General features: G+C 34.8%; 20 protein-coding genes. 9 read left to right on the top strand and 11 right to left on the bottom strand.

Going from position 1 to position 25,917, the window contains the following annotated elements; translation table 11 throughout:
* Positions 1-12: 12 nt before the first annotated feature.
* The 6 genes from ABJF08_RS04930 to ABJF08_RS04905 form a co-directional block, all read right to left on the bottom strand.
* The gene (locus ABJF08_RS04930; RefSeq protein WP_348114956.1) at positions 13-1,308 is read right to left on the bottom strand and encodes a hypothetical protein; all 1,296 of its coding nucleotides are present in this window, start codon (positions 1,306-1,308) and stop codon (positions 13-15) included.
* Positions 1,309-1,629: 321 nt separating this feature from the next.
* On the bottom strand, positions 1,630-4,245 hold the full coding sequence (locus ABJF08_RS04925; RefSeq protein ID WP_348114955.1) for a hypothetical protein: 2,616 nt from the start codon (positions 4,243-4,245) through the stop codon (positions 1,630-1,632).
* A 162-nt stretch (positions 4,246-4,407) separates the two neighbouring features.
* Positions 4,408-4,845: a large-conductance mechanosensitive channel protein MscL gene (gene mscL, locus ABJF08_RS04920; RefSeq protein WP_348114954.1), complete on the bottom strand. Its 438-nt coding sequence runs from the start codon at positions 4,843-4,845 to the stop codon at positions 4,408-4,410.
* A 110-nt stretch (positions 4,846-4,955) separates the two neighbouring features.
* The gene (locus tag ABJF08_RS04915; protein ID WP_348114953.1) at positions 4,956-7,604 is read right to left on the bottom strand and encodes a DNA gyrase/topoisomerase IV subunit A; all 2,649 of its coding nucleotides are present in this window, start codon (positions 7,602-7,604) and stop codon (positions 4,956-4,958) included.
* Between the two features lie 98 nt (positions 7,605-7,702).
* Positions 7,703-7,927 (bottom strand): hypothetical protein, encoded by a 225-nt coding sequence (locus tag ABJF08_RS04910; RefSeq protein ID WP_348114952.1) that lies wholly within the window; start codon positions 7,925-7,927, stop codon positions 7,703-7,705.
* A gap of 21 nt (positions 7,928-7,948) precedes the next feature.
* Positions 7,949-9,805, bottom strand: a complete 1,857-nt coding sequence (locus ABJF08_RS04905) for a DNA topoisomerase IV subunit B (protein ID WP_348114951.1) — start codon at positions 9,803-9,805, stop codon at positions 7,949-7,951.
* 488 nt (positions 9,806-10,293) lie between these two features.
* On the opposite strand from ABJF08_RS04905, the gene ABJF08_RS04900 reads away from it, so the two are divergent.
* The 5 genes from ABJF08_RS04900 (at position 10,294) to ABJF08_RS04880 (ending at position 16,093) form a co-directional block, all read left to right on the top strand.
* Entirely contained in the window at positions 10,294-10,956 is a 663-nt protein-coding gene (locus ABJF08_RS04900) for a DUF6796 family protein (RefSeq protein WP_348114950.1), read from the top strand.
* Positions 10,949-12,616 (top strand): CRTAC1 family protein, encoded by a 1,668-nt coding sequence (locus tag ABJF08_RS04895; RefSeq protein WP_348114949.1) that lies wholly within the window; start codon positions 10,949-10,951, stop codon positions 12,614-12,616. Before ABJF08_RS04900 ends, ABJF08_RS04895 begins: the two co-directional genes overlap by 8 nt.
* Positions 12,617-12,629: 13 nt before the next feature.
* Entirely contained in the window at positions 12,630-12,887 is a 258-nt protein-coding gene (locus ABJF08_RS04890) for a hypothetical protein (protein ID WP_348114948.1), read from the top strand.
* Entirely contained in the window at positions 12,884-13,261 is a 378-nt protein-coding gene (locus ABJF08_RS04885) for a hypothetical protein (RefSeq protein WP_348114947.1), read from the top strand. The genes ABJF08_RS04890 and ABJF08_RS04885 overlap by 4 nt, the downstream gene beginning before the upstream one ends.
* A gap of 411 nt (positions 13,262-13,672) precedes the next feature.
* Positions 13,673-16,093, top strand: coding sequence for a M43 family zinc metalloprotease (locus ABJF08_RS04880; protein WP_348114946.1), 2,421 nt, complete (start codon positions 13,673-13,675; stop codon positions 16,091-16,093).
* Positions 16,094-16,212: 119 nt separating this feature from the next.
* Here ABJF08_RS04880 and ABJF08_RS04875 read toward each other — a convergent pair whose 3' ends face one another.
* From ABJF08_RS04875 to ABJF08_RS04865, 3 genes are all read right to left on the bottom strand, one after another.
* Positions 16,213-17,565, bottom strand: a complete 1,353-nt coding sequence (locus tag ABJF08_RS04875; protein WP_348114945.1) for an NAD-dependent succinate-semialdehyde dehydrogenase — start codon at positions 17,563-17,565, stop codon at positions 16,213-16,215.
* A gap of 331 nt (positions 17,566-17,896) precedes the next feature.
* Positions 17,897-18,862, bottom strand: a complete 966-nt coding sequence (locus tag ABJF08_RS04870; RefSeq protein ID WP_348114944.1) for a phosphoribosylaminoimidazolesuccinocarboxamide synthase — start codon at positions 18,860-18,862, stop codon at positions 17,897-17,899.
* A 201-nt stretch (positions 18,863-19,063) separates the two neighbouring features.
* Entirely contained in the window at positions 19,064-20,014 is a 951-nt protein-coding gene (locus ABJF08_RS04865) for a PhoH family protein (protein WP_348114943.1), read from the bottom strand.
* A 150-nt stretch (positions 20,015-20,164) separates the two neighbouring features.
* Between ABJF08_RS04865 and ABJF08_RS04860 the strand changes: the two genes are divergently transcribed.
* From ABJF08_RS04860 to gldG, 4 genes are read left to right on the top strand one after another with little or no spacing between them, the layout of a single operon-like run.
* Positions 20,165-20,998: an SAM-dependent chlorinase/fluorinase gene (locus tag ABJF08_RS04860; protein ID WP_348114942.1), complete on the top strand. Its 834-nt coding sequence runs from the start codon at positions 20,165-20,167 to the stop codon at positions 20,996-20,998.
* Positions 20,998-21,294: an antibiotic biosynthesis monooxygenase family protein gene (locus ABJF08_RS04855; protein WP_348114941.1), complete on the top strand. Its 297-nt coding sequence runs from the start codon at positions 20,998-21,000 to the stop codon at positions 21,292-21,294. Before ABJF08_RS04860 ends, ABJF08_RS04855 begins: the two co-directional genes overlap by 1 nt.
* On the top strand, positions 21,291-22,019 hold the full coding sequence (gldF, locus tag ABJF08_RS04850; RefSeq protein ID WP_348114940.1) for a gliding motility-associated ABC transporter permease subunit GldF: 729 nt from the start codon (positions 21,291-21,293) through the stop codon (positions 22,017-22,019). Before ABJF08_RS04855 ends, gldF begins: the two co-directional genes overlap by 4 nt.
* Before the next feature lie 2 nt (positions 22,020-22,021).
* A complete protein-coding gene (gldG, locus tag ABJF08_RS04845) occupies positions 22,022-23,719 on the top strand; it encodes a gliding motility-associated ABC transporter substrate-binding protein GldG (RefSeq protein ID WP_348114939.1) in 1,698 nt (565 codons plus the stop codon).
* A 293-nt stretch (positions 23,720-24,012) separates the two neighbouring features.
* Here gldG and ychF read toward each other — a convergent pair whose 3' ends face one another.
* Both ychF and ABJF08_RS04835 read right to left on the bottom strand, forming a co-directional pair.
* Positions 24,013-25,107, bottom strand: a complete 1,095-nt coding sequence (gene ychF, locus ABJF08_RS04840) for a redox-regulated ATPase YchF (RefSeq protein ID WP_348114938.1) — start codon at positions 25,105-25,107, stop codon at positions 24,013-24,015.
* Between the two features lie 150 nt (positions 25,108-25,257).
* Entirely contained in the window at positions 25,258-25,902 is a 645-nt protein-coding gene (locus tag ABJF08_RS04835; protein WP_348114937.1) for a DUF4252 domain-containing protein, read from the bottom strand.
* Positions 25,903-25,917 lie beyond the last annotated feature (15 nt).

Below are 25,917 nucleotides of genomic sequence, written 5' to 3'. Positions count from 1 at the left end.
TTTTTCTATTTCTTAAGGTTGTTTCAATTCTATAACCTTATTCAACAAGGCTTCTAATTGTTCTATTCTTTTATTTTGTTCTTTTATTTTTGAATTAAGCTCTGTTATATACAAGAACTGCTCTTCTATTTTTTCTAAATTTTTAAGAGCTGTTTCAGCTACATTTACTGACATTCCCTGAGATTGTATATCTTCAATCGACTTCACTCCTATTAAATGACCATTAGCTTTAGCAAAAGATTCTGCCTCTTCTAGAGCTGGGAATTTATAATTTTCATTCAGGTCTGAAGCACCGTCATAATACATATCAAAAACATAATCTGCATAATTAGAATTAGACGCAGTGGCAAAAAAACTACGAGCTCTTACCGTTGCTTGTTCTGCACTAATTTCCTTGATGTCATTAGACACCATTAATTGGTTGTTCTTGTTCACATTTGCATTTACTCCTAACGCGATAGATCTAGAATAATTAGATTCTACTTTTGCATTTACTCCTATAGCAATAGACTCACCTGTTCTTGTAGTAGCTCCTTTACCTATACTTATTGCTCCATTATTAGTAGACTCAGTAAGATAACCTATAGCTATAGCTTCTGTTGCAGTACTTTGAGCATCTCTACCTATAGAGACACCATCTGTAGTAGCTCTAGATCTACCAGATCCTATAATGATAGAGTTTGCACCATAGGCTTTAAGATCATTACCCAAAATTACCGTTTCAGTAAGACCTGTTGAATTCACATCAGCATTTTGACCTATAACAACATTATCTCTACCTCCTGAAATAGTTTCACCTGCATTTCTTCCTATTAAAATATTATTAACATTGGATAGAACCTCTAATTGACCTTTTTGAGACATTCTAAATATTTCTTGATTATTAACTCTGAAGTCTAATTCTACAGCATCTGTCGTACCTATAAAATTTGTTCCAGAAGCAAGGCCATCATTACCTTTTACCTTCCAACCTTCAGAAACATCACTAGATGAATTATTAAAAGGTATCCAGTTACTTAGATTATTATCCCAATAGTAAAAGCCTCTTTCATAAAATTGATTAGAACCAGTAATATTTCTAGTTATATCATTATTTAAATATATAAGCATGGAATGCTGTGCTACTCCAGGGTTTGTACTAGGGAAATTACTTATTCTAGGTATCAATATTCCAGTCTCATTTGTGGGAGAACCTGGAACCGTTGCTACTATTTCTAAATCTGCTTTAGGATTAACAGTGTTAACTCCTACCTGACTAATACTTAGAAGCGGTATAAATAATAAGAACGATCTTAATAAAGTTTTCATTTAAATAGTTTAGATTCTCTGCAATTTACAGCTCGTACAAACTTTTTAAGAAAAAATCAATTCACAAAAGCAACGTTGCGATTAAACGCGGTTTTAATCGGTTGAAATGACTTAATCTATACGTTTTATAATTCCGTTTAAAGACCAGAGAATTGAGTAATGAGCTGGTTTCTCACGTTTTAAAATTGACCAAAAACTAAAATATTTAATTGATAGATATTAAAACTGATCACTTAGTGATATTTACAAGTGGATTATGAAACAAAAAAAAGAACCATATCCTGATGATATGATCCTTTTAAGTTTTTTGAATAAATGTTCTTACTTCACTTCTAAAGCAAGGATGCGTTTTTCTAACTCTTTTACTTTATTTAATTGAGCTTCTAGAGTTTCTATTCTTAGATTTTGTGCTTTTATTTTAGAATTAAGTTCTGTAATATATAAAAATTGCTCTTCTAATTTCTCTAAATTTTTAAGAGCCGTATCTGTAACATTAACCGTCATTCCTTGGGCCTCAATATCTTCTATAGACTTTACTCCTATTAAGTGACCATTTGCTTTCACAAAAGACTCAGCTTCTTCTAGAGTCGGGAAACTATAGGTCTTACTAAGCTCAGAAACACCATCATAATAAATATCAAAAACGTAATCTGCATAAGTACTGTTAGATGCAGTAGCTACATAACTATTTGCAGTTATAGTTCCTGTAGTTTTAATATTTGCATTATTTGCTTCTATTTCTGAAATATTACCTAATATTAATTGGTTATCCTTAGTAGTTATCGCCCCATCACCTAAGGCTATGGATCTTTTATGCTTTACTTCTGTATTTGCTCCTAATGCCATGGCGTTTTCAGAATTAGTAGTTGCTCTAGCGTTTGCTCCTAAAGCTATGTTTCTATTACCAGCAACATTAGAACTTTGTCCAATAGAGATACCATCAACACCACTTGCTTCTGCTTTTTTACCTATAGAAATAGCAGCATTCTCAGAGGCTTTTGCATCAAATCCTAAAGCTATTGCATCTAAGTTAGATGCATTTGCCTTATTTCCTAAACTTACCGAATTATCTCCACTAGCCTTACTTTCAGATCCTATTGATGTACTAACTAATCCAGTCGCTCCAGCATTAAAACCTAAAGAAGTTGAGCCCACTTCTGTAGAAAGTGAACTAAAACCAACTGCAACAGAGTTGGCTGCATTTGAATTACTATTTCTTCCTATAGCTAAAGCATCTTCATCCAAAGCCTGAGAATCAAAACCTATTGCCATGGCATAATTCCTAGTAGCTTTGGCATTGTTAGCTATAGCAACAGACCCTACCGCTGTAGCTTGTGATGCATTACCAATAGCAGTAGAATTTTCAGTTGCGTCTGTATTTGAACCTATTGCTACTCCATTTATTCCATTAACATCCGCATTATAACCTACTGATGTAGTGAAATTTGAATTAGAATTTGCATTACTTCCTATTAATACAGAAGAGTTTCCACTGCTATTTGTCGTGTCTCCAATAGTTACAGAGTTATTACCAGTACTAGATGCAGAACTACCTATAGTTAGTGCATTACTACCATCTGCTTTTGCACTATTACCTATTGCTATACCATCGTTAGCAGCTGCTTCAGAAAGAGAACCTACAGCTATACTGTTAGAACTGGATGCCGTTGAATTACTACCTAAGGATAAAGAGCTAGCACCAGTAGCAGTAGCCTTATATCCTACCGCAGTAGTTAAATTACCTGTTGCTCTAGCAACGTGACCTATTACTACAGAGTTAGCTGTTGTAGTCGAAGTAGCGTCTGCATTAAAACCTATAAATACATTACTTGCTCCTGTAGTAGGTGTTTTCCCAGAATCGGCACCTATAGCAACGGTCTGACTTCCTTTAAGTACTAAAGCAGCATTATCACCTATTATAACATTATCATTTCCTCCAGTATTGGCGATCAAAGAATTTTTACCTAAGGATATATTTCTTTGCCCACCAGAGTTGGCTAGTTGAGATCTATAACCTAAAGCTATATTTTCTTTACCTCCATCATTTTCTTTTAATGCCTCAGCACCTATCGCAATGTTATCATCACCACTTCCATTATTTTGTAAAGCATCAATCCCTATTGCAACATTGCGATCTCCACTATTACGTGATAAAGCCGCTACACCTATCGCAGTATTGCTATCTCCTGAGGTACCAAACCTCATCGCGTCATTACCTATCGCTGTATTCTCATCTCCATTTATATTGCTTTGTAACGCTTCATCACCTATAGCCGTATTAAAATTACCGGTTATATTATCTGTCATAGCAAGTGTCCCTATCGCCATATTATCTCTTCCTGTAGTAGTGGCTTTACCAGCTTGATGACCTATAAAGACATCCTGTTCTCCTTTTAAGCTCCCACCATCTGTAGGGTTATAAGATTCACCAGCTTCAAAACCAATAAAAACAGATTTATCCTTTACGAATACTTCTAATTGACCAGTTTGTGACATTCTAAATTTAAGATCGTCATTTGTTCTAAAATCAAGATCTTGAGCATTAGTTGTTCCTATAAAATTTGTTCCAGAAACGGTGTCATCATTACCTTGTGTAAGCCATCCATTAGAATTACCGCTAACTTCTAGTTTTATCCAGTCTGTGCTTAAAAAATGCCAATAGTAAAATCCTACTGGATAATCCTTTACACCTGTACCAGTAATATCTCTATTTACCGCTGTATTTAAATAGACTAACATAGAGTTTTGTTCTATGGTAGGGTTAGTTGTTGGAAAATTTGATATTCTAGGTAACAAGATACCAGTCTCACTAGTTGGTGAAACTGGCGCCGTAGCCGTTATATCAAGGTCTGCTTTGGGATTTACAGTATTTACACCTACTTGTCCTATACTTAAAAATGGTATTATTAGAAGTATAGATTTTAATACAAATTTCATTTTTTGAGATTTAATAGCGTGCAAACTTACAGCACAGACTAAGTAATCTCTGATAATCAAATTAAAAAAAAATATAAAAACGTTAATATGTTAATATAACAGTTTAAATCACTAAAAACAAGTGTATTCCTACATTATTCACATCCATTAAAAACACAAAAACTATTTATTTCTTAACAATTGATTCTGTTCTTTCATTAATTCTTTAAGATCATTAAGTAATTCTATATCCTTAGGTGTTACGACTTTAGTATTTTTAGGGTCTTGTGCATTGTTGCGTAATTTGTTCATTAATTTTATCACAATAAAAACAGTAAAACCTATAACTAAAAAGTCAATAGAAACATTTATCAATTCTCCATAACTTATAGCTATTTCTTTAGCTCTGTCTCCTGTCGCTCCTTCGATTGCCGGTCTCAAAACATATTTTTTATCTTCATAATTTACTCCATCGGTTAGATAAGATAAAGGTGGCAAAAGCACTTTCTTTACAAGAGTTTGCACCACATTATTGAAGGCTGTACCTATTATGATACCTACCGCCATATCTATCATGTTACCTTTTACAGCAAATTCTTTAAATTCTTTTAATAATCCCATTATGTAAGTGTTTTTATAAGTTGTAATTATCTCGCTTTCGCGAAAGCGGAATAGAAATAAAAAAAGCGATAAATATAGAATTTATCGCTTTTAAAAATTTTATAATAATCTTAAAATAAAATAGACTGTCCTGTATCATCTATTTCGGGATCTGGAGCGTTAGGATCTACAGGTGTTTTACTTTCAGAATCACTTTTAAGAGTAGTTTCTTCCTTTACTACCTCTTCTGGAATTACCTCTACAGGTACATACGGTATAGGGTCTAATAAATTAACTTGTTTTACTTTGGCCTTAGTCAGCATATTTCCCTGAGCAGTTATACCCTTTATCGCAATAAACTCTTCAAGATTTACCTCCTCATTATCAGGTTGTTCTTTACCTCTAGGTTTGTTAAAAACAAGTTCGGCCATAGGTTTATAGTCTGTAGAGACTACTTCTAGGTACGAGCCTTCATGATCTGGAATAAAGGACTCTTCACGTTCTTCATTTTCCATTAAAAAACGTTTCACATAATATAAATCGCGCTCACCATTAAAGTAAATAGCAGTAAGTGGTTTATTAGGTATCCATTTTTCCAGAACTATCATATCATCATCAAATCGAGCAGTCACCTCTGGTACAATCGTTTTAATAATCCCTTTTTGAGTCATAATTAATAGGCGATCTTCTCCTTTAAATTCACCTAATAACTCACCTCTTCCATCTACATTAAGACGTTGCACCGTATCATCAAACCATATTTTACGTGGTTTTAAGGTAGAAACTCCTTCTTCTTTAAGGTCTACTTTTTTGATATTGTATTTAGTTACTAGATTACCTTTTGAAGAACGTCCTTTAATTAAAATATCGGTAAAATCTATATCCCACTTGATTTTCTTGATACTACCTTGCTGTCTTAGGTTTACTGTAATAACCTCTGCCTCACCATTAGGATTTGCACTAAAATAATGCATAAGCGAGCCTTTGTCTGCCTTACCCATAGGATATTCACGATCTCTCGTAACACTAGTCACGGCAAATCTTTTGATATAACTAGGACCTGTTTTACCATCTCTATAAATTACATTATATATGGTACGTTTATCCTTTTTCTTAAAGACAGCTACATGAACGATGTTCTTACCTATAAAGGTTTTTGCATCTACTTTAGTAACCATCATAGTTCCTTCTTTAGTAAAGCAAATAATATCGTCAATGTCAGACACATCACCTACATACTCATCTTTCTTAAGTGCAGTTCCTACAAAGCCTTCTTCCCTATTTACATAGAGTTTTGTACTACGTATAATTACCTTAGAAGCAACAATGTCATCAAAGGTTTTTAATTCTGTCTTGCGCTCACGACCTTCTCCATAATCTTTCTTAAGCTTAGCAAAATAATCAATGGCAAAATCAATTAAATGCTCTAGATGGTGTCTTAACTCTGCAATGCGATCTTCTAAAGCATCTATTTTTTGTTGTGCTTTATCTATATCAAATTTAGAAATACGTTTGATACGTATCTCTGTTAGTCTCGCGATATCCTCTTCGGTGATTTCACGCTTTAAATGACCTATATGAGGTTTTAAGCCTCTGTCTATAGCACTTAAAACACCTTCCCATGTTTCTTCTTCTTCTATATCACGATATATGCGGTTTTCAATAAAAATACGTTCTAGTGATGCAAAATGCCATTGCTCTTCTACTTCATGTAGTAGTATTTCTAATTCTGCCTTTAATAACTCTACCGTATGATCTGCACTGCGTCTAAGCATCTCTGACACACCTACAAATAATGGTTTATTATCTTCAATTACACAACTCAAAGGAGAGATACTCACCTCACAATTAGTAAATGCAAATAAGGCATCCATGGTTTTATCTGGAGATAAACCTGCTGGTAAGTGAATCATAATTTCCACATTTGCAGCTGTATTATCCTCTATTTTTTTGATCTTGATCTTTCCCTTCTCATTTGCTTTAAGGATAGAATCTATCAAGGAACTGGTCGTTGTAGAAAAAGGTATCTCAGTAATAACGATACTGTTTTTTTCTGGAGAATGCATTTTTGCACGTACGCGTACTTTACCACCTCTTAAACCGTCGTTATAATTAGAGATATCTGCCTCACCACCAGTTGGAAAATCTGGATATATTTTAAAGCGTTTGCCTTGTAAATGCTTTATAGAAGCATCTATTAATTCATTAAAGTTATGTGGTAAAACCTTGGTAGATAATCCCACAGCAATACCTTCGGCACCTTGAGCGAGTAATAAAGGGAATTTTACAGGTAAATTAATAGGCTCTTTACGACGTCCATCATAACTAGCTTGCCACTCTGTAATTTTAGGATTAAAAAGTACTTCTAGACCAAATTTTGATATACGTGCCTCAATATAACGAGATGCAGCAGCAGGGTCACCAGTAAGAATATTACCCCAGTTTCCTTGCATGTCTATCAATAGATCTTTTTGACCTATTTGTACCATTGCATCACCTATACTCGCATCACCATGTGGGTGATACTGCATCGCGTGCCCAACTATATTTGCTACTTTATTATAACGACCGTCATCTAAGTCTTTCATGGACTGCATGATACGACGTTGTACTGGTTTAAAACCATCTTCTATAGCAGGTACAGCTCGTTCTAGAATAACATAACTAGCATAATCGAGAAACCATTCTTTATACATGCCCGTGACACGTGTTATGGTTTCTGTAGATTGCTCCTCTACGTTTTCTCCTAAATTTTCTAACTCTTCGTTTTCTTCACTCATAGGACACTAGTCCGTTATCAGTTAATTCTCTTCAGTTATTTAATAACTGTCTATTCTATTATTGTTCCGCTTTCGCGAAAGCGGAATTAATTAAACCTCTACCTATTTAAAAAGTCATTACCTCTAGCAGTAATAGCTTTAAAGATTAGAAGTCCACCAGCAATAGCCCAAAACATTACCGAAATCACTATCAATTCTGGTCCTCCGAAATGGCTGTTTTCACCTAAAGGAAATGCCCAATGCAATATCTTAAATAATGCTCCAAATATATAGAACAACACAGCTATTACTGCGACTATAACTATGTGTTTATATTTAATCATCTTTAAACAGCATACTATATATTATTGATCTTCAATAACATCAAGTTCTACCTTAAGGTTATTAATAATAAACTCCTGTCTATCTGGTGTGTTTTTACCCATATAGAATTTTAATAAATCTTCTATACTCATACCATCGTCTAGCATGATAGGGTCCAGACGTATATCTTCTCCTATAAAATGTACGAACTCATCTGGGCTTATCTCTCCAAGTCCCTTAAATCGAGTTATTTCAGGATTTTTACCTAATTCGGCTAGAGCTTCTGCTCGTTCTTCTGGTGTGTAACAATATCTAGTTTCTTTCTTGTTTCTTACTCTAAAAAGCGGTGTTTGTAAAATATACAAGTGACCTTTTTTAATCAATTCTGGAAAAAACTGAAGAAAGAATGTGATTAATAATAAACGTATGTGCATACCATCTACATCGGCATCTGTTGCGATTACTATTTTATTGTAACGCAGGTCCTCCATACTCTCCTCTATATTTAGGGCTGCCTGTAATAGGTTAAACTCTTCGTTTTCATAAACAATTTTCTTGCTCATGTTATAAGAGTTTAATGGTTTACCTCGCAAAGAAAATACAGCTTGTGTATTTACATTACGAGATTTAGTAATCGATCCACTTGCACTATCTCCCTCGGTAATAAATAAGGTACTATCTAGGTTATTTGCTTTTTTAGTATCCCCTAAATGCACACGGCAGTCACGTAATTTTTTGTTGTGTAAATTAGACTTTTTTGCGCGATCACGAGCTAGTTTTCTAATTCCAGAAAGTTCTTTACGTTCTCTTTCTGCTTGAATAATTTTGCGCTGTAAAGCCTCTGCTACATCTGGATTCTTATGTAAATAATTATCGAGATTTGTTTTAATAAAGTCATTAATAAAGGTTCTTACCGTAGGAAGATCTCCTCCCATTTCTGTAGAACCCAACTTAGTTTTAGTCTGTGATTCAAAAACAGGCTCCATTACCTTAATGGCAATGGCGCTAACTATAGACTTGCGTATATCACTAGCGTCATAACTCTTATTATAAAACTCTCTTATGGTTCTTACCACGCTTTCTCTAAATGCTGCCTGGTGAGTACCACCTTGTGTGGTATTCTGACCATTTGCAAAGGAGTGGTATTCTTCACTGTACTGAGTTCTACTATGCGTCATAGCGATCTCAATATCTTCAGACCTTAAATGTATGATAGGATATAATCTATCTGTCTCTGTTATAGTCTCACCTAGTAGATCTTTTAAACCATGTTCAGAATAGAATTTTTCACCATTAAATATAATAGTAAGACCTGGATTTAAGTAAACGTAGTATTTTAACATACGTACTACGTACTCCGGCCTGTATTTAAAATTTTTAAATATGTCAGAATCTGGCACAAAAGTCATTTTTGTACCCTTGCGTCTTGTGGTTTCTTCTAGAAAATCTTTTCCGGTCAACTCACCTCTCTCAAATTCTGCACTAGCACTTTTACCTTCTCGAGAAGATTCTACTCTGAAGTAAGAGGATAATGCATTAACAGCTTTTGTACCTACACCATTTAAACCTACCGATTTTTTAAATGCTTTAGAATCATACTTACCACCAGTATTCATCTTTGAAACTACATCTACTACCTTACCCAAAGGTATACCACGACCGTAATCACGTACTATAACGCGTTCTCCTTGTATGGATACTTCGATAGTTTTACCTGCACCCATGACATACTCATCTATAGAGTTATCTATAACCTCTTTAAGTAATATATAAATACCGTCATCTGCACTAGAGCCATCTCCCAGCTTCCCGATATACATTCCGGGACGCATTCTTATGTGTTCTTTCCAGTCGAGTGAGCGTATATTATCCTCGGTATATTGTGTAGTTCCGTCCATTAAAATAAAATCTGTGGTATGTGGAAATATAAGAATTGTACTGCATAATTTCCTAGTCTAAAAAGTTATTTTAATTAACATATTTTAAGTTTTTATTGTGGATAAAATTAGCTCTCCGTTTAAGCTATGAATTTGAACTTTAATAAAACCTATTGAACTTTTATTTTAAAGTTTTAAAAAAAAACTTGATAATTTTATTATGAACAAAAAAGTCGTCCAAAAGACAACTTGAAAATAAAAAAAGATGTTTTTTTGATCACATCATTTGTTATCTTTTTGTGATATTTAAACCTAAAAAGGCCACTTTTATTAACATATGAGATCTCTTTGTGATAAGTCAGGCTTTTAAACATTTAATATGTATGAATATTGAATCATAAATCGTCTCAGTCATATTTGTACCTACAACTACCTTGTAAATATTATCGTATTCTTGTCGATTATTAACTAGATTATTTAAGGATCTATTATATTTAAAGTTCAAATAAATGACAACAAATACAGCCAAAATCTTAGGCTTTTTAGGTATCCTAGCTTCCATACTTGTAGGTGCTGGAGAGCACTTACTTCATTACTCTCCACAAATTATGGGAGAATCAGAAAATTATAATTTTTTCTCTTTCGTACCTTTAAGTAATCTAAGTTTAGGTCATACCCTAGCGATGATAGGTTTACCCTTATATTTTGCTGGGTATTTTCATATTTATTACATGCTTAAAACTGGTAATAAATTACTCGCACAAATGGTTTTGGCAACAGGCTTTATAGCATTTGCCATAGGTGGAGTTTGGATTGGTTCTAGAGCATCAATAGGTAATATTGTGCATCTACAGGATAGTATCAACCCTACAGATTATAAAAATCTCATAGATCACTATACTACTCACATGGAAGTACTGGTTCAGGTATTAAGGATAGTTATTGCTGTTCTTTCCATTCTATTTATTATTACTATACTGAAAGGTGGTACGCAATACAAAAAATGGATGGCTATTTTAAACCCTATTACCATACTAATTGCTCTAGTTTTAATAGGTTTTGCCTTACCGAGTATAGGGCAACATATCATTCCTATTCTCATGAATGTTACTCATTTCATATTATTTACCATTTCACTTATTCAACTTTACAAAAACAATCGCCATGTTTAAAAAAATATTCCTATCCATAATCGCAATAATAGTTATTGCTTTAATTTTTATTTTCGGAAAATTTTGGCTCGATGCCACTACAGACAAATATGATGTAGAAATTGCCGAAGATCAAATCCCTCTTTTTGAATCTGTTTCTTTAGAATTCACCCATAAACATAATAGTGAGAAATCACTTCCTATAGCTTCTTCGGCTCTTATTGATATCAATAATGATAATGTGGACGAGTTGTTTTTCGGTGGAGGTATGTCTCAAGACGATGCTCTATTTACCTACCGTGATGGACAGTTTATTGAAATAAGCTCTAAAGTTAATTTACCCATAAAAACAGATAGCACTACTACTCTAGGTGCCGTTACCGCAGACTTTGATAATAACGGCTTTACTGATTTAATGATAAGCAGAGAAGATGGACTGAGAATTTTTTATAACACAAACGGTAATTTTACAGAGACTATAATAAACACTCCAGTAAATGAAAAATCTACTCCGGTAGGTATAACTGTAGGTGATATTAATAAAGATGGTTTCTTAGATGTATTCTTATCTACTTATTTACGCAAAGAATTAATGGAAGGCCAGACCATTTTTGAAGACTACACTTATGGATCTACAAGTGAGTTATTACTTAATAATGGAGACAATACCTTTAAAAGCATCACTAAAGAAGCTGGACTAGATTATATACACAATACTTTTCAAGGTTCATTAGTCGATATCGATAACGACTCTTGGCTAGATATAATCGCAGTGCACGATACTGGAGAAGTTAGAACTTATAAAAATAATGGAGATCTTACTTATACCATGATAGATAACCCTATCACAAATAGATTTGCGTACCCTATGGGACTTGCTATAGGTGATTATAATAATGATGGCCTAGTAGATTTCATGTTTTCTAACACAGGTAGTACCGCTCCTGTTTTTATAGTAAAAGGAGATATAAAAGATGCTTCTTTATTTACCGAGAAATGGATTTTATTTGAAAACCAAGGCGACTTTAAATTTAAAGACGTTGCCCAAGAAGCTTTAATAGCCGATTATGAATTTTCATGGGGCGCAACATTTGCCGATATGAATAATGATGGTTTACAAGATCTAATGGTTGCCGAAAATTATATAGATTTTCCTATGAGTAAAATCTTTAAATTAGACGGTCGTCTTTTAATCCAGAAAGAAGACCACACCTTTGCTCCAGGTATTAGAAAAGGAGGCGCAACTAATCCTACTTATGGGATAACACCTTTAGTTAGTGATTTTAATAAAGATGGACATCTAGACTTAATATGGGTTAATATTAATGTTAAAGCCAAAGCTCTTATTAATAAAGGAAATAATAAAAACAACTATGTTCAAGTAAGCCTTCCTGATACAGGTAAGGAAATAGGTGCAAAAGTTACCGTATACCTCAAGGGTAGAAAATTAACAGACTGGCTCGTTACCGGAGAAGGCTTAGCGAGTGATCAAACTGCTTTAATCCACTTTGGTTTAAAGGACGACACTCTTATAGAAAAAATAACAATAGAATATCTAGACGGCACCATAGACACCATTAACCATCCTGCAATCAATACAGTGGTTAATGTTGCACTTGAAAAAGTACAAGATATTAAAGACACTGATTTAAACGTAGACTCAGAATCAGATTTAAACTAAAACACTTGACAAAATGAATCTAACATCGATATTAAAAAGTAGTAAAAACGACGAAGTTTTAGACGGTTATTGTCCCAATTGCTGGGGCGATCAAGAGTACGGGAACCTAGTAAGAGAGAAATATAAAGATTCTCAAATAGATGTAAATAATCATAACGAGAGATATGCATTTATTCAAGATTTTATCGTCACACACCTTAATGGTATTAAATTAAAAAGCACTGTTAATGGAACTGAATGTCCTACATGTGTGATTAATTCTAGTAAATGATATTAAAAACATTCATATCATACCTTATCACTCTCCTGCTACTCATAGGATTATGGGGAGCAGGCGGACTGGTGATAGAAGAATTAAAAACAGGAAACGGCTGTCCTAAAATAGCTTTAATACCAGCTTGTATTATTATATTTTTCTGCTTTTTGATCCCTGCTATCTCTCACTTAACACGCAAGAAAACAGTATTTTACTACATCTTCACATCACTTGCTTTTAGTATAGCGGCAGTAGCATCATTTCTACAGTTTAACGATTTAGCACAATGCCCCAAAATGGCAAATCTTACTCCTATGTGTTATATATCACTTCTTATTTTTTCTACTCTAATTATACTCAAATACGTAGAGCAAAAAATATCATTGTAATTAATAATATTTCCGCTTTCGCGAAAGCGAGATTACAATAACTTTAATATCTACATCTAGCATTATATTACAATCTCATTTTATCATTCTAATAAGATAAAATAACAATATAGATCGACGAAATACACTCGTATAAAGTTAAAATTTAAATTAATTACGGAGTAGAATTTCATCTTCACTTTTCATAGTCAGAGTTTTAGATACTTTCTTTAATATAAATTTAACAAACTGAAAACGAATCTATTAACCTACTAAATTAATAGGCTAATAAACAACAAGCCGCTTAAATATCAAATTGATAATTACTAAGCTTTTTACATACACTATTCACAGCATAACATATGAATTCATTGCATTATTATCAAAAGGTTTTACATTGGGCAACATATATACTAATTAAAAACCCCTATAATGAACAAAAATTTTACTCAATTAGTTCTTCTAATAGCAGTTCTTTTTACTGCGATTAGTTTTGCTCAACAAAGAGAATGCTCGACTCATAACGACCTGGTTCTTGCCATGTCACAAGATCCCATTCTAGCAAGGAATGTAGCAAACGCAGAGAGATTTACTCAACAAAAAGCAAACCAACTACTAACTCAAAAATCTGTAAATGGTAGTGTGATCACTATCCCTGTAGTCGTTCATGTACTTTATGCAAATTCAACTCAAAATATAAGTGTTGCTCAAATACAGTCTCAGATAGATGTTCTTAATGAAGATTTTAGAAGAACTAATAGCGATGCAGATAATACCTGGTCACAAGCCGCAGATATGCAAATAGAATTCTGTCTAGCACAAGTAGACCCTAATGGAAATGCAACTAATGGTATAACAAGAAAAGCTTCGTCAGTAACTTCTTGGAATACCACTCAAAACAGAATGAAAAATTCTGCAACAGGTGGAGTTTCTCCATGGGACACTACACAATACCTTAACATGTGGACAGTATCTGCCTTAAATAGTAATGGTCAGGCTGGTATTTTAGGATATGCACAGTTTCCTGGTGGTAGCCGTGCTACAGATGGTGTGGTAATGGGTTATAACTACTTCGGTCGTACAGGTGCTGTATCTGCTCCTTTTGATGGTGGTAGAACGACTACTCATGAAGTAGGTCACCTTTTTGGATTGCGTCATATTTGGGGTGATGGTGGTTGTGGTGTTGATGACTTTGTAAGCGACACACCAGAATCTGATGCTTCTAATGGTGGCTGTAACACAGGACATGTTTCTTGTGGATCTGTAGATATGGTTCAAAATTACATGGATTATTCTAACGACTCTTGTATGAATTTATTCACCGTAGGACAAAAAGCACGTATGAGAGCTAATTTATTAAATGGTGGTTTTCACTCTGCTCTTGCATTATCAACTAAATGTACACCTCCATCTGGCGGTGGCGGTAATGATACAGGCTGTAACAGTACTATAGACAGTTTTCCATATTCTAACGGTTTTGAAAGCTCTCTAGGTGGCTGGACGCAAGATAGTGGTGATTCTTTAGACTGGACTAGACAGTCTGGCGGGACACCATCTAGCAGCACTGGTCCTAGCGCTGCAGACCAAGGTTCTTTCTATGTATTTGTAGAGGCATCTAACCCTAACTTTGACAAAACTGCTATCTTAAACTCTCCATGTTTAGATTTTGCTAGTGGTTCCACTCCTACGGCTACGTTTAGATACCAAATGACTGGAGACGCAGTTGGTACTTTAAGATTACAAGCAAGAGCAACTGGCTCTACATCATGGTCTACTGTATTTACTAAATCTGGTGATCAAGGTGCAGCATGGTTAACAGCTAGTGCTGGTTTATCAGCAAACACAGCACAAGTAAGACTCGTAGTAGATACAGCAAGCTCATGGCAAGGTGACATCGCAGTGGATACATTTGGTATTACTGTAGCTACTTCTGGTGGCGGTAGTTCTACAGGTTGTGTTAATGGCGTTTCTTCTTTCCCTTATGCTGAAGGTTTTGAAAATACTCTAGGACAGTGGTCTCAAAATGGAAGTGATTCTCTAGACTGGTCATTACGTAGTGGTGGTACTCCATCTTCTAGCACAGGTCCTAGTGCAGCAGCACAAGGTTCTTATTATGTATATGTTGAGGCATCTGATCCTAACTTCAGTAAAACGGCTTCTTTAGACTCTCCCTGTTTTGATCTTTCTAGTCAGAACAATGCAACGCTATCTTTTCAATACCAAATGACTGGTAATGCAGTAGGTACTTTAAAAGTAGAAGCCAGTACAGGTGGATCATATGCTACTATATTCACTCAGTCTGGTGATCAAGGTGCGGCATGGAAAACGGCAAGTGTTAGTCTAGCAGCCTATGCTGGTGATGATTTACAGTTACGACTTACTGTAAATACAAGTACCTCATGGCAAGGTGATATAGCGGTAGATGATCTTAAAATAACTAGTGGTGCTGCGTCTACTGATAAGTGTGATGGTGTGCCTGCTTACAACAGTGCAAACAGCTACTCTGTAGGAGATCAAGTGGTGTATCAAAATGTGCTTTTTGAAAGAGAAGCTTCTTCATGGGCTAATCTAGGAGAATGTGGTACAGCAAGAACTACTGCAACGGCAAGCATCGTGTCTATACCAGGTAATGAGATTAACATCTACCCTAACCCTGTAAGTGGATCTCAATTATTCACAACAGCGACAGGTGATAAAGTAACCTACACTATTTATAACCTAACTGGCCAGCGAGTAGCTACCGGTATGGTAAATGAAAAGTCTATTAATGTGGCTGATCTTAAATCTAATGTTTACCTTATTCAAATCAACGATGGTGAGCAAATGGTAACTAAAAAGTTTATCAAGAAATAATTCTAAATATCTTTTAAATATAGAAGCCTGTCAATTGATTTTGACAGGCTTTTTTATACTCTTTTTTGAAGAGATATGTATGATTATCTCGCTTTCGCGAAAGCGGAATTCTTAAAAATCTATGCTATTACCACGGTCTTAATATTTACAAACTCTCTAATACCGTAATGAGACAACTCTCTACCGAAACCTGAAATACCTGTACCTCCAAAAGGCAATGCTGGATGACTCGCTACTTTATGGTTGATAAAAACAGCGCCATCTTTAATTTGTGTTGTTAGGTTTTCCATTTTTTTCAAATCTTGAGAAAAGAGACTTGCTCCTAGACCAAATTTTGAATTGTTTACCATTTTAATCGCTTCTGCCTCTGTTTTAAAAGTACTTACTGCCATAAGAGGTCCAAAGGTTTCATCTTTAAAAACAGGCATATCGCTAGTCACATCTGTTAAAATAGTAGGTGCAAAATAAGCCTTATCTCTAGAGCCTCCATAATGTAACTCTGCTCCTTTTTCAATTGAGGCATTCATCAAATCTTCAAGTTCTTCGGCAAGGTCTTCTCTAGCCATTACACCTATATATGTATCGTCATCTTTGGGATCTCCAGAAACTAGTTCCTTTACCTTATCTGTAAACTTTTCCAGAAACTCGTCAGCGATCTCTTCTTGAAGCAATAGACGTTTACCAGCTATGCAACTCTGTCCTGTATTTTGAAATCTAGCTTCTAGACAAGTTTGTACTGTTTTATCAATATTTGCATCATTAAAAACGACTAGCGCATTATTACCACCTAATTCTAATACCGATTTTTTAATGTTTTTTGCTGCAGTAGATGCAACAGCTGCACCTGCAGGTTTTGAACCTGTAAGAGTTACCGCTTTTATAATTTTACTTTCTATGATCGCTTCTACCTCGTCACTTTTAATGACAAAGTTTTGAAAACAACCTTCTGGAAAACCAGCTTCTAGAAATATATCTTCTATCAACTCTGCACAACCCATAACGCTACTAGCGTGCTTTAAAACACCCACGTTACCAGCCATTAATGCAGGCACAATAAAACGGAATACCTGCCAGAAAGGATAATTCCATGGCATTACAGCGAGTACAACACCTATAGGCTCAAACGTTACATATGATTTAAAATGCTCAGTTTCTACGTGTTCTTTAGCTAGGTAACCTTCTGCTTTTTCTGCATAGAAATCACATAACCAGGCACACTTTTCTAACTCACCTAGAGATTGCGAGATAGGTTTTCCCATCTCGTCAGTCATTAACTTAGCATAACTGTCTGTATTTGTTCTAAGTAACTCACCTACCTTACGTATGTACTCAGCACGATGTTCAAAACTCGTATTTTTCCAGTCTTCAAAAGCCAATTGAGCAATATCTAACTTTGCTTTTATCTCTTTTTTACTAAGTTCCTGATATTCTTTAAGTTCTTTACCAGTATATGGATTTATGGTGGTTATCATTTTTTATTTTAAAAATACAAAGAGAAATGGTTTGGAAACTAATTGTTTAGAAGGGTTTAACTATAGATTTTAAATAAATTAACAGCTGTATATTTAATAGATTTCTCCTTTTATCAAGTGCTTAATTTAATTTGCTTGCGAATTAAATAAGGGGTTTGCGGTAATGGAAATTTTGCGGTGATGGAAATTATGAAGAGTACCAATTTTATCATCGATTCAAAAATCGCATCAAACCCTTTTAGGTTTCAAGTAAAACCTAAATAACCTGTTTTCCCTTCGTCTGAAGGGAAAATAGGTTATTTTGATCAATTAAAAAGTATAGAAATAATTATTAATTGTTTTTCATCCACTCCACTACATTATTCTCTATACGAGTCATAATGTCTGTTGTATTTGCTTTTTCAAAACTTTGTCCTGTTATATTCTCGTAAAGTTCAATATAACGTTCACTTACAGATTCTATGTATTCATCGCTCATTTCTGGTACTGTCTGACCTTCTAGTCCTTGAAAGTTGTTAGAAATTAACCACTGACGCACAAATTCTTTACTTAATTGTTTTTGAGCTTCTCCTTTTTCCTGACGTTCTTGATAACCGTCTGCATAGAAATATCTTGAAGAATCTGGTGTGTGAATCTCGTCTATCAAGACTATTTTACCATCTTTAGTTTTACCAAATTCATATTTAGTATCTACTAGAATTAAACCTCTTTGTGCCGCTAGTTCTGTACCGCGTTCAAATAAGGCTTTGGTATATTGTTCTAGCACTTCATAATCTGCTAGAGAGACTATGTTTTTAGAAATAATATCTTCTCTAGAAATATCTTCGTCATGATCACCCATCTCTGCCTTAGTAGCTGGTGTGATGATAGGCGTAGGAAATTTATCGTTTTCCTTCATACCTTCTGGCATGGCTACACCACAAAGCAATCTTTTACCTGCTTTATATTCTCTTGCTGCATGACCAGACATATAACCACGTATCACCATTTCTACTTTAAACGGCTCACAAAGATGTCCTATAGCTACATTAGGGTCTGGAGTAGCGATTAACCAGTTAGGGACTATATCTTCTGTAGCTGCCATCATTTGAGTAGCAATTTGATTTAAGATTTGTCCTTTAAAAGGTATTCCCTTAGGCATCACTACATCAAATGCGCTCAATCGATCACTCGCTATCATTACTAACAACTCGTCATTAATATTGTAAACTTCTCTTACTTTTCCTTTGTAAACACTTTTCTGGTTAGGAAAGTTGAAATTAGTATCGGTAATGGTTGCAGCTGTTTTGGTTGCCATGATTAGATTTTTTGTCTTAAGCAAATTTCTACAATTAGTTTGATTTTAGAGTACGTATCTCTATTTTTTTAATCAAGTTATCTACTAGATATGAGCAATGGCGTTTTTTAATAGTTTCGCTTTCGCAAAAGCGAGAACAACAACAATTTCATTCACTACATTTCAAACTACCTAATAAATTAAAAATAAATAAAATAGAGCTTAATTACTATTCTCAATATTTTTATAAGCAGAAACCACTTTTCTAACGAGCCTGTGACGTACTACATCGCTGTCGTCTAAGTACATCATACCGATACCGCTGATATCTTTAAGGACAAGAAGCGCTTCTTTAAGTCCTGAAGTTACACGCCTAGGTAAGTCTATCTGTCCTGGATCGCCGGTAATGAAGAATTTTGCGTCTTTACCCATACGAGTTAAGAACATTTTCATTTGGGCATGAGTGGTATTTTGAGATTCGTCTAGAATCACATAGGCATTATCTAGCGTTCTACCTCTCATGAAAGCAAGAGGTGCGATTTGAATCGTCCCTTTTTCTATGTAGGTAGCAAGTCGCTCTGCAGGAATCATGTCTCGCAGTGCGTCATAAATAGGCTGCATGTATGGATCTAGTTTTTCCTTAAGATCGCCAGGTAGAAAACCTAGATTTTCTCCGGCTTCTACTGCTGGACGTGTGATAACGATACGTTTTACACGTTTTTCTTTGAGTGCTTTTACTGCCAGTGCCACTCCTATATAGGTTTTACCGGTTCCTGCTGGACCTACGGCAAAAACCATATCGTTTTTCTTTGCAAGTGCTACTAGCCTGCGTTGGTTAGGTGTTTTGGGACGTATTAACATACCAGAATTACCATGGACTAAGATGTCGTCATGGTTCTTACTTAGGTCTGCATCATTACTATCGGTAGTAAGAAGACGCTCGATGACGTTCTCGTCCATTTTATTGTACTTAGCAAAATGCGCAAGCAGCATCTGTATGCGTTTATCAAATTCTTCTAACTGCTCCTCATCTCCAAAAACCTTCATAGTACTGCCACGAGCGACTATTTTAAGTTTTGGGAAATGAGATTTTAGGAAAGCAAGATTTTTATTTTTTACTCCAAAAAATTCTCCTGGATTAGATTCTGACAGGTCAATGATAAGTTCGTTCAAAAGCAGTAAATTATATAAGTAATTACGTGTTTAATTTTATAATTTTGTTTATCGATGATAGACAGCTTGAAAGTAGTAAAAAATCGATCGTTAAATAGGTATCTCGCCTATTTTTTAACCATAATTTAATTAACAACATTTACATTCTTTATGCCTATAATAACCCTTACGACCGATTTTGGCTGGAAAGACCCTTATGTGGGTGCGGTAAAAGGTGCTATTTATAAAGAGATAGAAAACGTGAATATAGTCGACATTTCTCATGAAGTGTCGCCTTTTAATATTGCTGAAGCCGCATACATCATAAAAAATGCTTACCATTCTTTTCCTGATGGTACGATACATATTATAGGTGTAGATGCAGAGCATACGGTAGAAAATATACATATAGCCGTCTTGCTTAACGGACATTATTTTATATGTGCAGATAACGGTGTACTGGCATTAATCATGAATAAGCTACATCCTGAAAAACTAGTAGAGATTAATATACATGATCGCATCTCTTCTAATTTTACGACGTTAAACGCTTTTGTAAGTACTGCATGTCACATAGCACGTGGTGGTACCCTTGAGGTTATAGGAAAACCTATTTCTAGAATAAGAGCATTATCTGGAGTGACTCCTAAAATATCAGAGAATAAAAACGTGATCCATGGTCAGGTTATTTATATTGATAATTATGGAAATTCTGTCTCTAACATTACAGAAGATATTTTTAATGAGGTAGGAAAAGGTCGCAAGTTTGAGATATCTGCTAGAAATGAGCACTTTAATAAGATCTTTAAAAAGTATAGTGATATCGTTAACTTTGACGACGAGCAGAAGAAACGAGATGTAGATGGTAAAGGTCTCGTTATTTTTAACAGTGCTGGTTATTTAGAACTGGCTACATATAAATCAAATCCGCTTACGGTGGGCAGTGCTAGTACCTTATTCGGTCTACAAATTAATGCTCCTGTAATAATAACTTTTATAGAATAATGATAGTACGTATAGTAAACATGCATTTTAAACAAACTGCAGTAGGTGAATTTCAAAATATGTTTGACGCATATAAAGAACAAATAAGAAATCAGCCTGGATGTAGTTTTCTAGAATTATATCAGGATAAAGATGATGCACAACGCTTTTACACCTATAGTTATTGGGAAAATGAAGAGGCGCTAAATAAATATAGAAAAAGTACGTTATTTGAAGAAGTATGGCCACAGACTAAAGCCATGTTTGATGAAAAACCACAAGCCAACTCTGTTGTAAAAATTCACAGTCTTTTATGAAAGCAATTTTCCTCAAAGAACTCACAGGATTTTTCTCTAGCCTGACTGGTTATTTAGTGATAGGTATATTTTTATTAATAACTAGTCTCTTTGTTTTTGTCTTTAAAGGAGAGTATAATCTTTTAGATTATGGATTTGCAGACCTTGCTCCTTTCTTTCTTATCATTCCCTGGCTATTCATGTTTTTAATTCCTGCCATTACAATGCGCAGTTTTACCATAGAACGCAATCTAGGAACTTTAGAAATGCTTACCACCAGACCTATTTCTACTCGAGGTCTTATAGGCGGTAAATATCTGGCTGCTTTGTTCTTGATAATTATCGCTTTGATTCCTACGCTCATTTATGTTTTCAGCGTCGGCCAATTAGGAGAAATCACTAATAATCTAGATTACGGCAGTACACTAGGTAGTTACCTAGGTGCTATATTATTAGCCACTAGTTACACGGCTATAGGTATCTTTAGTTCCACCGTTACATCTAACCAGATCGTGGCATTTTTACTTGCTGCGGTGCTTTGTTTTATTCTTTATTTTGGTTTTGATGGACTGTCTAGTTATTTATCTGACAGTGATTTTCTGGCCTCTCTAGGTCTTAAATATCATTATGAGAGTATGGCCAGAGGTGTTATCGATACTCGTGACGTGATTTACTTTGTGAGTGTTGCTGTTTTGTTTTTCGCTTTAAGCGAAATTTCACTAAAATCAATCTTCTCAAAACGTTAATCATGAAAAAAACCTATACCAGCTTTATCGTGATCTTAATAGCGTTAATCGTTGTGAACGTAGCATCACGATCTATTTATAAACGTTTTGACCTAACTAAAGACAGTCGTTATACAGTAAGTAAAGAGACGGAAAAGATTTTAGAACAGGCTTATAAACCTATAATAATAGACGTATTTCTAGATGGTGAGCTGCCAGGAGAATTCCGCAAACTGAAACTTGAAACTGGACAGTTTCTAGAAGAAATGGCTGCGATACATCCTAATCTGAAATATGATTTTATAAATCCTATTGAAAACACATCACAACAAGAGGCATATCAAATTACAGCACAGCTCGCAAAAAGTGGTGTAAAAGGTGCTGTAGCCACTATACAAGAAGGTGGTAAAAGCACAAACGTTACTGTATTTCCATACGCACTGGTTTTATATGATGGAAAAACAACTGCTGTACCGTTATTAAAAACTGTGGCTCGTGCCAGTACGGAAGAACGTGTTAATTCTAGCATACAGCAACTGGAATATCAATTTGCCGATGGTTTACGCAAAGCGTCACAAGAAAAGACCAAAACCGTTGCCTTCTTAAGAGACAGCGGTACGTTATCAGATTTAAAAATTCGTGATTTTATACAAGGTGTGCAAGAATATTATCGTGCTGCGCCTTTTGGGATAGAATTTGTTACTACTAGTGATTCTATACAACCACAGCAGGTTCTAGAATCATTGAATAAATTTGATCTCGTTGTAGATCCTAAGCCTACCGTTGCCTTTAGTGAGACTAAAAAATATATTTTAGATCAGTATTTAATGCAAGGTGGTAAATTACTTCTCGCAGCAGACCCTATTGTAATGGAAAATGATAGTCTCTCTAATGAAGAGGCAAAAGCCTATCCATTACCTAGAAAATTAAATCTAGACGATATGCTTTTTAAATATGGCCTGCGTCTTAATAATGGTCTGGTAAAAGATATGAATCATGGTCCTATTGCTCTAGCCTCTGGACAAGGTAGAAATACACAGTATGAAGCTTATGCATGGCCGTACTACCCTATTTCAAAAACATCTCTTGATACAAGCGCTACAGCACAATTTATTACCAAGAATCTAGAAGATGTAAAATTTGAATACGCAGGAACAATAGATACTTTAAAAAACGGAATTAAAAAGACTATTCTATTAAGCACTTCTGACCACACACAAGTAATGACCTTACCTGCTGTAGTTTCTTTAAACGAAATAGGTCAAGACATAAATCCAGAAACCTACAATAGATCTAACCTTCCACTGGCCGTTCTAGCTGAAGGTTCTTTTACCAGCGCCTATAAAAACCGTGTAAAACCTATTAATTTAAAAGGCAATCTAGATCAAGGAAAAGACGCCGCCATAGTTCTTATAGCCGATGGTGATATTATGAAAAACCAAGTAGATCGTGGTCAGGCACAAGAACTAGGTTATGATATGAGAACAGGACAGTTGTACGGTAATAAAGAGTTCTTGATGAATACTATTAACTATCTACTAGATGATACAGGATTGATCAAATTGCGTAATAAGAACATAAACGTACCATTTCTAAACACTGAAAAGATAATAGATGAAAAGTTTAAATGGCAATTCATAAACGTTGTAATGCCTTTATTACTTGTTGCAGGTTTTGGTTTTGTATTTATGTGGTTGAGGAAGAGGAAGTATGCGGTTTAAAACCATTTAGCATTTTAAGTTCTAAAATTAAGATTCTTGTAAATAGTGAGATTTTTAATACGAGTCATATCACGATAGAATATAAAAAATCTGCTCTGGAATGTATTAACCTTCTTATTTGTCTTTTTACTTCCCTAGGGGAGAAATAATTCTATCCACGGAGAAACAAAAAAAGCTCCTTTTTCATATTGAAAAAGGAGCTTTTTTTTTTATAATTACGAGTGAGCAACGCGAGAGAGCAAAAAACCTCATCCCACATGCCTTATAGGCAAAGCGCATGCGATGCGCGGCTTCTATACATTAAACAAGAAGTGCATGATATCACCATCTTGTACAATATATTCCTTACCTTCTACTTTTAATTTACCAGCTTCTTTTACTTTAGATTCAGAGCCAAATTCTGCATAAGTATCGTACTTGATTACCTCAGCACGAATAAATCCTTTTTCAAAGTCAGTATGGATCACACCAGCAGCTTGTGGCGCTGTAGAACCTATATTCACTGTCCATGCTCTTACTTCTTTCACACCAGCAGTAAAGTACGTTTGCTGATTTAATAATTGGTAAGCACTGCGTATTAATTTTGCACTACCTGGCTCTTCTAGTCCCATGTCTGCAAGAAATTCTTTACGCTCATCATAGTCTTCTAATTCTGTAATATCAGCTTCTGTTCCTACCGCAAGGACAAGAACCTCTGCATTTTCATCTTTTACAGCATCTCTTACTAGATCTACATATTTATTTCCTGATACTGCAGACTCGTCATCTACGTTACAAAGGTACATTACAGGCTTATCTGTAATTAACTGAAGTGGTTTTACAAACTCTTCTTTTATCTCATCACTTAACTCTACCGCACGTACAGAAGTACCAGCTTCTAGAGCATCCTTAAGCTTTAATAGAGTCTCTTCTTCTTTTATGGCTTCTTTATTACCAGTTCTAGAAGCTCTTTTTACTTTTTCCAGCTTTTTATCAACCGCTTCTAGATCTTTTAATTGCAGTTCTATATCGATAGTTTCCTTATCACGTATAGGATCTACATTACCATCTACGTGTACGATGTTATCGTTATCAAAACAACGCAATACATGAATAATAGCGTCTGTCTCACGTATATTACCTAGAAATTGATTTCCCAGTCCTTCTCCTTTACTTGCACCTTTTACAAGACCTGCAATATCTACTATCTCTACAGTAGCAGGTATCACGCGCTCTGGATTAACCAGTTCTTCTAATTTCTTAAGACGAGGATCTGGTACATTTACCACTCCTACGTTGGGTTCTATAGTACAAAAAGGAAAGTTTGCACTTTGTGCTTTTGCATTTGATAAACAGTTAAAAAGAGTTGATTTACCTACATTAGGTAGTCCTACGATTCCAGCTTTCATGTGTAATGTTATTTGTTATTGTTCCGCTTTCGCGAAAGCGTGCAAATATAACTCTTTGCGATTCATTTTTATATGATTAAATGAAGGAGCTGAGCATAAAAAAATCTGCATCGAGATGATGCAGATTTTTATAATATGTAATGATACTATTTACTCGTTTTCTAAATCTATATCTGAAGTGTCTATACCATTAGATTCTAGTATCGCTTTTACTGCATCTTCATTTACATCTCCATTATGATCTGTATCGATACCTAAACCGCCTAGAATACTCTTCATACCAGCAGGATTAATGTCTGCTTTTTCTAATTCTTTCATCATCTTCATTACACTAGAAAGATTCATTTTATCACCTAGAATACGAGCAACGCCCATACCCATTTGGTCTGATGTACCAAAAATGATAATTTCATCAATAGAATCTTTATCTCCTTCATATAGAGACTTCACTTTCATTCCATTGCTATTATACGTCATCAATAACTTATAATTTTCATTATCAAGAATATCGCTCAACTGCTTACTTTCTTTTTCAAATGTCGCCGTGTTCTCGTCTGTTTTAGCGTACATTAAAACATTTACTTTTTTAATGGATCTAAATGCTTTTTGAGAGTCTGGAGATAGTTGATTATCATCGATTCCTAAAATAGTTTTAGGTATAGAGGTACTGATAAATCCTTCTTTATCACCGCTGTCTACTATATAGCTTTGTAATGTTGGGTCTGCATCGCATGAAGTAAGTGCAGCCATAATAGCTATACTTAAAAATACGACTTTTAAAATAATCTTGTTCATAGTTAGTGTTTAATG

The organism is Nonlabens sp., assembly GCF_039941875.1.
GTDB lineage: Bacteria > Bacteroidota > Bacteroidia > Flavobacteriales > Flavobacteriaceae > Nonlabens.
Note: the sequence above shows the minus strand (reverse complement) of the source record. Positions and strands in the feature narration are given on the sequence as shown.